This window comes from Bradyrhizobium sp. LA2.1 (assembly GCF_040547725.1).
GTDB classification, from domain to species: Bacteria; Pseudomonadota; Alphaproteobacteria; order Rhizobiales; family Xanthobacteraceae; genus Bradyrhizobium; species Bradyrhizobium barranii.
The window spans coordinates 41170-49774 of sequence record NZ_JBEPQI010000044.1 but is presented as its reverse complement, the minus strand read 5'-3'; the positions used below and the strand labels follow the sequence as shown (position 1 = coordinate 49774).

Here is an 8605-nt window from a genome sequence, read left to right as displayed (position 1 = left end):
AGGTCTGCACCCACTGTCCCTTGCCGGAGACCTCGCGCTCGAGCAGCGCGGTGAGGATGCCCATGGCGCAGAACAAGCCGGCCGTGAGGTCGGCGACGGGAATGCCGACCCGCATCGGCCCTTCGCCCGGCGCGCCGGTGATCGACATAAGTCCGCCCATGCCCTGAGCGATCTGATCGAAGCCCGGCCGCTTGTGGTAGGGGCCGTCCTGTCCGAAGCCGGAGATGCTGCCATAGACGATGCGCGGATTGATCTCGCGCAGGCTCTCATAGTCGATGCCGAGCTTCTTCTTCACGTCGGGACGGAAATTCTCGACCACGACGTCGGCCTTGGCGGCGAGGCGCTTGAACACGGCGAGCCCGCGCTTGTCCTTCAGGTTCAGCGTCATCGCCCGCTTGTTGCGATGCAAATTCTGGAAGTCGGACCCTCGCCGCGGCCCGCCCGGCTGCTCGCCGCCGGAATCCTCGGTCAGCGCGTCGATCTTGACGACATTGGCGCCCCAGTCCGCGAGCTGCCGCACACAGGTGGGCCCGGACCGGACGCGGGTCAGATCGAGCACGGTGAAGCGCGACAGGGCTTCCGAGGCATGCGGAAAGGGCATCGTGAAAGGCTCCGGGGCAGATTGCGGAGCCACCATAGTGCCGAAACATCATGCGGCAAGTCTGCGCCGGCGCGGATGCCGCCCTTCAAAATGCAGTGCTTGGTGCGGTTTGCTGCGCTGCATGAAGGGATCAGCGCGACAGGCGCTTCAGCTCGTCGCGCGCCTGCTCGGCCAGCGGGTCATCGCCGTGACGCGCAATGAAGAGCTCGAACGCCTCCCTGGTTCCGTTCTGACGCGCGGTCTCGTATTCCCGGGTGACCGTCGCCGCGGGGTCGCGGGCCATAGGCATGGAGGGGGCGCGTCCCGCCTTACCGCTTTCATTGCCTTTGTCCCTGCCGCCGTCGTCTGCATTGGCTTTCCCGACCATGGCGGGCTGTTCTCCGATGGGCAGACGATCCGGCCCGGCGAACACCGCCATGACCCCGATGAGACCGACTGAAAATAGGCCTGGTTTCATGATTTCCCTTACAGATCATACCCGCAGGCGGGACCTGAATCCTTGCCCTCGGCGCGTACCGCTACTTGATTTGATGGCTAATACGGCCTTATGAAAGGGGGCCGGCGACCGCTGCCGAATTTTAACCAAACGTATAGCTCTCAAGCTAGAATCACACGCCTTCGTCCGCGAATCGCGTGATCCGTTGCTCCGGAGAGACCATTGGCTAATTCTGTCACCGTTGGTGCCACCAACAACGCCGATATTGACGGCTTGCTGTCGGGCTACAAGTGGACCGGCACGATCACCTATAGCTTTCCCGACTTGGCCAGCGACTACTCCAATCCTTATTACGGCGGCAACAGTGAGCCGACATCGTCTGGCTTCGCCGCGGCGCCAAGCGCGATGCAGGCGGCGATCAACTACGCGATCGGACTGATACTTGGCTACACCAACGCCAGCATCCAGTACGTGGGGACCGACGGCGCGGACATCATGATCGCGCAGTCGTCGAAGCCCGCAACCTCCTACGCCTACTACCCCGGCGACTATGCGGCCGGCGGCGACGTCTGGTTCGGGACCCAATACAATTACTCGCTGGCCAAGCTCGGCAATTATTATTTCACGACCGCGATGCACGAACTGGGCCACGCTCTCGGTCTCAAGCACAGCCAGGAGACCGGCGGCCCCGCCAATGTCGCGGTGCCGAGTGCGCATGACGACAGCGAATACACCATCATGAGCTATCGCAGCTATGTCGGGGCCTCGACGACCGCCGGCTACAGCAACGAGGCTTACGGATATCCGCAGACCTATATGGCCAACGATATCCTCGCGCTCCAGACGATGTACGGCGCGAACTACGCGACCCAGGGCGGGAACACCGTCTACTCCTGGAATCCCACCACGGGTCAGGAGTTCATCAACGGTGTCGGGCAACTCGCGCCGGGCGGCGGCACCGGCAACTCGGCCAACCGCATCTACGAGACGATCTGGGACGGCGGCGGCATCGATACCTACGATCTGTCCAACTATACGACGAATCTGAGCATCAATCTCAATCCTGGCGCGACGTCGCTGTTCTCAACCGTGCAACGGGCCAATCTCGGCGACAACCAAAATCTCGGCTACGACCATTACGCCTCAGGCAACGTCTACAACGCCTATCTCTACAACAACGACGCGCGCTCCTACATCGACAATGCCACCGGCGGCTCCGGCAACGATACGATCATCGGCAACGCCATCGCCAACGTGCTGAACGGCGGCGGCGGCAACGATACGATCACTGGGGGCGGCGGCAACGACACCATTGTTGGCGGCACGGGCACCGATACGGCAGTGTATTCGGGCAGTCAGGCCAATTACGCCGTCACGTACAATTCGGCGACGCAGACATTTTCGCTGGTCGATCAGCGCTCCGGTTCGCCTGACGGCACCGATACGGTGACGGGAGTGGAAAGCTTCCAGTTCGCCGACGGTACGGTGACGAGTGCGAGGCTGATCAGCCAGATCACGCCAGTCGTGATCGAGGCGGTCGGTACGACCAGCCTGGTGCAGCTGGGTGGCAACTATTACGTCAATCCGACGGCCGGTGGCACAGGGCCGACGCTGAAGTATAGTGGGCCCGCGATCACTGTCGGGCAGTTCGGCGATTACATTCCAATCGGCGCCGAGCAGATTTCGGGCGGCTACGAGGTCGCCTGGAAGAATACGACGACAGGACAATATTCGGTCTGGAGCACAGACTCCAATGGCAATTACACCGGCAACCTATTCATGCCGGGTTCGGGCGATAGTGCTGCGTTCGAGAACCTCGAGACGAGTTTTGGACAGGATCTGAACGGCGATGGCCTGATCGGCGCGCTTGTTCCGTTCGTTGTCGAGGCCGCTGGTTCGATTGAGCTGGACCGGTTGGGCGCCCATTATTTTCTTGGCCCTGTCGGTGGCGGCAGCGCGCACGAGTTGATGTACCAGGGCGTGGCCGTCACGGCGGGCCAATTCGGCGATTACATTCCGATCGGCGCAGAGGCGGTTTCGAATGGCTACGAAGTTGCCTGGAAGAATGCCACGACCGGCCAGTATTCGGTCTGGAGCACGGATGCCAGCGGCAACTATACCGGCAATTTCTACATGCCCGGTTTAGGCCACGATACTGCGTTCGAGACCCTGGAGCCCAGCTTCCATCAGGACCTAAACGGTGACGGTACGATCGGAGTCGCGTCTTCGGCGATATCCTCGACGATCGAGGCCATTGGAGCGACCGCATTGGTCTCTTTGGAGAACAACTATCTCCTCAATCCCGTAGCCGGCGGAACTGGGCCGACGCTCAAATATCAGGGGACTGCGGTTACGGCTGGGCAGTTCGGCGGCTATACGCCGCTCGGCGTCGAGCCGATTTCGAACGGCTACGAGGTAGCTTGGAAGAATGCGTCCACCGGTCAATATTCGATCTGGACCACGGACAGCAGCGGCAACTATACCGGCAACCTCTTCATGCCTGGTCCAGGCAATGCTGCGGGGCTCGAGGCTCTGGAGAGCAGTTTCAACCAAGACCTAAATGGTGACGGGACCATCGGGCTCCCTCCGTCAGTAATTGAGGCGATCGGAACGACCGCACTGGTCTCTTCGGGAAACAACTATCTCCTCAATCCCATAGCCGGCGGAACTGGGCCGATGCTAAAATACCAGGGGGCCACGGTCACCGCCGGCCAATTCGGCAGTTATGTTCCGATCGGCGCCGAGACGGTTTCGAATGGCTACGAGGTGGCTTGGAAAAACGCTGCCACAGGCCAATACTCGGTCTGGAGCACCGATAGCAGCGGCAACTACACCGGAAATTTCTACATGCCCGGGCCTGGTAACACCAGCGCGTTCCAGAACCTGGAGATCAGCTTCCAGCAGGACTTGAATGGGGATGGCGCGATCGGCGTTCCCAGCCATTCGAACACCGTGGCGACAGCGACTGTCACCGGAGACCACTTCATCTTCGCGGCTGGCGCCAGCGGGCAATCGAGCTCGAGCATCATCGACACCTCGCAACTGCCACTCTGGACGAGCGACGCGGGAGGTCTGATGAACGCGTCGGACTCCCGCGAACCCGTCGTCGATGACGGCGGGCACCACCTCCCGCTTCATCAAGACCTGCTTGGTGGCTTTATCCTGTCCCACTGAACTACCTGATGTTATGCAGGCGGCGCTAACGTCGGCGGCCCTTTGATTTCCGCTCTCGCTACCAATCGGGTTGGACGTTGCGGATTTCTTCGGAGTAGGATGGAGCGAGTTGACGATCAGTTGCTTCGTAATTGAGATGCGCGGAAAATCGCGCTAGGAAATTCCGGTAGGAGATATCGTGCAGAAGCAATCTATCGTCGTCTTTGGAACGGGTGAAATCGCCGAGTTGGCCGATTTCTATTTCACGCATGATTCGCAGTACGAGGTTGCTGCATTCACGGTCGACGCTGCGTTCCTGAAGCAGCATGAGTTTCGCGGACGGCCGGTGGTAGCCTTCGAGGATGTCGCCGAGAGGTTTTCCCCCGCCAGTTTCGACTGCTTTGTGGCCGTCAGCTACGCCAAGATCAATGCGGTGCGGACCGAGAAGGTCGCGGCGGCGCGGACAAAGGGCTATCGGCTCGCGAGCTACCTGAGCAGCCGGGCGACCGTGTTTCCCGGCTTCGAGCTCAGGGAGAACTGCTTCATCCTCGAAGACAACACGATCCAGCCGTTCGCGACGGTCGGCGCCAATGTGACCCTATGGAGTGGCAACCATATCGGGCATCATTCGACGATCGAGGATGATGTGTTCATCGCTTCGCACGTCGTGGTATCCGGCGGCGTGCGAGTCGGGCAGGGGAGTTTCGTGGGCGTCAACGCGACGATCCGCGATCATGTGACGATCGGAAAGAAATGCGTGCTCGGCGCCGGCGCTTTGGTGCTGGAGGATCAGCCGGACTTCTCGGTGGTTGCACCGCGCGGGTCCGAGCGCTCGTCCGTGCCCAGCAACCGCCTTCGAAATCTCTGAGGCGCGCTATGTCGTGGCGGCGCCTGGGCCTTGTCCATGCTTCGAGCGGAACGCTGCCCTGGGCGCGCAGTCATGCGGCACTGCCTACGCCGATCCATCTGGATGGTGACATTTTTCGCTTCTTCTTCAGCTCGCGCGACGCGGACAAGAAATCGCATGTCGGATGGGTGGATGTTGAGGTATGCGACACGCCTCGTGTCCGCGATGCCGCGCTAGCTCCCGTGCTTGCACCAGGAGCGGACGGCGCGTTCGACGACAGCGGGGTTGGTATTGGAAGCGTCGTCGTCACGGACGAAGGGGTTTCGATCTACTATATGGGCTGGAACCTCGGAATTCGCTCACCCTGGCGAAATGCCATCGGGCTTGCGCGATCCTCTTCCTCGGGCGGTGCATTCGCACGGTACTCACCCGGTCCGATCCTGGACCGTTCGCCGGAAGACCCCTACACGCTGTCCTACCCTTGCGTGCTGCAGTTCGGTCTTGGCGACTGGCGGATGTGGTACGGTTCAAATGTCGCGCCGGCGGTTGGCAACGCCGATATGCAGCACGTGATCAAGCAGGCACGATCGGTCGACGGAATTCGCTGGGTGCGGGATGGCAAGACGGTGATTGGATTCGCGGACAAAACCGAATATGCGCTGGCGCGCCCGAGCGTGGTGAAAATCGGCGATAATCTTCTGATGTGCTTTGCCTGCCGAGGCGCCAGCTACCGTATCGGCGCCGCGATATCCAGGGACAGCGGCTTGAATTGGGAGCGGTGCGATGCCGAGATGGGACTTGGTGTTTCCGAGCACGGATGGGATAGCGAGATGACCTGCTACCCCGCGCTGTTCTGGCACAAGTCTCGCCTGTGGCTGGCGCATAACGGCAACGGATACGGGGCGACCGGCTTTGGCCTTGCGGTATGGGAAGGGTCAATTTCCGACTGAAAATGTCAGGCCTTTTTTGGTCGCTGCGCGAGGTAGTCGGCGACCGATCCGGGCTGACGCACGTCGTAGCCGAGCAATCTGCGCAGCTTGCTGTCGGAGGTGAACGTATCTCCCAGGGCGCTCGGCAGATCGATCTGCTGGCTGATCAACGGAATGGTGTAGACATGATTGACTGCGCGGCGCGGTCTCACCGTCGTGTTGACGCCGCCGCTATGGAACACCATGCAGTCGAGCACGATGAACGAGCCCGCAGGTGCAGCCACGGGCAAGGCTTGTGTGTTCACGAAATCATCAGACGGAAAGTCCTCCTGACGGTGTGAGGCCGGCAGCACCTTCGTGGCTCCGTTTTCCAGCGTGAACGCGTCGAGGCAGAACAGCGCATTGATGGCCAGCGGGCGCGAAGATACGAAATGCTGGTACGGCAGATCTCTGTGCCATAAACCCTGGTTGTACGGCTTTCCATTTGGCGGATTGATGATGCCGTTCTGCTGGTTGAGCACCGCGTAACCGGAGATCAGCCGGCTGCAGATCTCCAAGATTCTGTCGTTGCTGGCCAGTTGGAGGAAGACTGGTTCGTGCGCAAGCGGCAACCGGATCGTGTTGTGCTCGTCGATTGATCTGAGCGCATCGACGCCGCCGTGGCGGGTCGCATAACGCTCCTGCGTCCGGTCAAATGCATCCGCCAGCGCTGCCAGCTGTTCGTGGTCATAACCGCCATTGATTACGCCATATCCCAACCGCCGGATGGACTCGCACGTCCTCTCGATCTCGTTCGTCGATTGTTCCTGCCGGAGGACACCATAGCGCCGGGGAGTTTCGTTCTGAGGCGTGTTCATCTGGGTATCAGTTCGTTCCATGTAACAGGGTAGAGGCCATCGCGTTCCAGACGCTTGGCGACAGCCTGCTGAACGCGAGGCGTAGTCGCGATCAGCGTCGGCCTGCCGGGAGTCTGGACCGCATGCCGATAGAGTGCAACAGGCGGCCCCAGATTCCAGGCCTCGGTCGGATCGTCGAGTACGAGCGAGGCCACGCGTGCCCAGGTTTGCGGCGCATACGCCCGCAGCAGGGCCGCCGTCTGGCCGGCACCAAAGCTCAGCAGGTTTGCAGTGGATCGCGATCTCTCGAGCAGAAACTGGTCCAGCATTCGCCAACCATCGAGGTACGACTGCCGGTCAGAATGAAGCCGCGCCGCATCGGTGGCGTCCGCGGGGGGCGTATGGCTATTATCAGTTTGCGCGGTGAAGACTGACATCTGGAAATCGCCGATATTGTTTGGCGCCGGTATTTGCTTTTCTGCCGCCAGAGCCGCGCCTCTGCCGCAGATCCGGAGGCCGTCTCGGGTCAGGCTGTAGAGATGGTCGAAGAACAGCAGTTCCACGTTCGGCGAATGTCCGTCCGGACATATGATGACGATACGTCCGTTCGGAGCAAGATGATCGTGGAGGGAGCGGAGGAATGCGCTGGGGCTCGTCGTGTGCTCGATGACATTGACGGCGACGATCAGATCGAAGGTGCCCGCGACGGTGGGGATGTCCTCGACAAATCCGCGAACAAGCGTGATGTTCCGCTGTGACTGGGTAGTCTTCGGCAGGGCGGGATCCACACCGCAGGCATGCGCGTCGGGCCAGGTTTGCAGAAGCTCGGACAGCAGCGCCCCCGAGCCGCAGCCGATTTCCAGAATGGACCTCGGTGGATTGAATTCGCCGCGGATCCAATCGCCGTACGCCCGTGCCCGGGCCGCATCCGATTTCGGCGCAGCCGAGGCGAGTGTGTAATCGTCATCGTAGATGGCGCGAATGTCGACTTCGGCCGCGCTCGACGCGTGGAAGGCCGAGCCGCAGGCAAGGCAAGACATTTTGGTCAGTGCGCGGGGAATCACTCTTCCGTCGCTCAACATCGACCGGCTGGGATGCGGGAGCGTCAGCGCGGCGGCGCCGCTGCTGCAAAGCGGACAGTGGGCGGTCGATGAGGCCGCGTCGATCAAGGCTTCGTCTCCGGATGCCGCACCAGCACGGTGAACTCGTAAAGTCCGTAGTCCTGCAAGAGCGCGACAGATCGCCCATACCGCGACAGGCAGTAACCGAGCATCAATGTCGGGTCGGCATAGTACAGGTTAGGTCTTCGCCGGTCGGGATCGCTTGACAGGCTCAAGACGTTGAAGCCAAACCCCTTGCGTCCGGCGCGGGCGAGCACATCCAGGGTTCGGCGGATGTAGCCGAGCCATGCCTCGTCCCTGACCTCGCCCCTGACGTTAAATACGCCGCTTGCAATGGCGAAGTCCGCCGTTGCTTCTGGGGAGGCACCCACATGCCAGCACCGGTCGTCGCCTTCTCCGTGAACCTTGCGAGCAGCCTCGATCATGCTGCGCGCGACATCGTACCCTCTGAAATGTCCGCGATGGCCTGCGCTTCTGAGAAATCCCAGAAAATCCCCAAAGCCGCAGCCGAGATCGATGATCGATCCGTCCTGATCGTGCTCGATAAGGCGGAGAAATTGCCGGTGGCGAATTTGATGTGATTCGGTGCCGTTCCAATCGACGCCCCGCGACGTCGCGCCGTGCATCTCCAGTCTGGCGGCATAGTATGCCGCGACATCGGACAAGATTCGTTCTTGGCTCG

Annotated in this window: 8 protein-coding genes; 3 read left to right on the top strand and 5 right to left on the bottom strand. The window is 61.1% G+C overall.

What is annotated here, in order from left to right:
- Both ABIB95_RS44855 and ABIB95_RS44850 read right to left on the bottom strand, forming a co-directional pair.
- Positions 1–601, bottom strand: a 601-nt coding sequence (locus ABIB95_RS44855; RefSeq protein ID WP_354248887.1) for a CaiB/BaiF CoA transferase family protein, incomplete at its 3' end; no start/stop codon positions are given.
- 130 nt (positions 602–731) lie between these two features.
- Entirely contained in the window at positions 732–1058 is a 327-nt protein-coding gene (locus ABIB95_RS44850; RefSeq protein ID WP_224517384.1) for a hypothetical protein, read from the bottom strand.
- Between the two features lie 201 nt (positions 1059–1259).
- Here ABIB95_RS44850 and ABIB95_RS44845 point away from each other — a divergent pair, with 201 nt between their 5' ends.
- The 3 genes from ABIB95_RS44845 to ABIB95_RS44835 all read left to right on the top strand — a co-directional run bounded on the left by ABIB95_RS44845 (position 1260) and on the right by ABIB95_RS44835 (position 5987).
- Positions 1260–4211, top strand: coding sequence for a M10 family metallopeptidase C-terminal domain-containing protein (locus ABIB95_RS44845; protein WP_354248886.1), 2952 nt, complete (start codon positions 1260–1262; stop codon positions 4209–4211).
- A gap of 178 nt (positions 4212–4389) precedes the next feature.
- Positions 4390–5058, top strand: coding sequence for an acetyltransferase (locus ABIB95_RS44840; protein ID WP_166342830.1), 669 nt, complete (start codon positions 4390–4392; stop codon positions 5056–5058).
- Positions 5059–5066: 8 nt separating this feature from the next.
- On the top strand, positions 5067–5987 hold the full coding sequence (locus ABIB95_RS44835; protein WP_354248885.1) for a glycoside hydrolase family protein: 921 nt from the start codon (positions 5067–5069) through the stop codon (positions 5985–5987).
- A gap of 5 nt (positions 5988–5992) precedes the next feature.
- On the opposite strand, the gene ABIB95_RS44830 is transcribed toward ABIB95_RS44835, so the two are convergent.
- The 3 genes from ABIB95_RS44830 to ABIB95_RS44820 are packed head-to-tail and all read right to left on the bottom strand — an operon-like array spanning position 5993 to position 8588.
- Positions 5993–6823 (bottom strand): phytanoyl-CoA dioxygenase family protein, encoded by an 831-nt coding sequence (locus tag ABIB95_RS44830; RefSeq protein ID WP_166342825.1) that lies wholly within the window; start codon positions 6821–6823, stop codon positions 5993–5995.
- Positions 6820–7971 (bottom strand): class I SAM-dependent methyltransferase, encoded by a 1152-nt coding sequence (locus ABIB95_RS44825; protein ID WP_354248884.1) that lies wholly within the window; start codon positions 7969–7971, stop codon positions 6820–6822. Before ABIB95_RS44825 ends, ABIB95_RS44830 begins: the two co-directional genes overlap by 4 nt.
- Positions 7968–8588, bottom strand: a complete 621-nt coding sequence (locus ABIB95_RS44820) for a class I SAM-dependent methyltransferase (protein ID WP_354248883.1) — start codon at positions 8586–8588, stop codon at positions 7968–7970. The genes ABIB95_RS44825 and ABIB95_RS44820 overlap by 4 nt, the downstream gene beginning before the upstream one ends.
- Between the last annotated feature and the right edge of the window lie 17 nt (positions 8589–8605).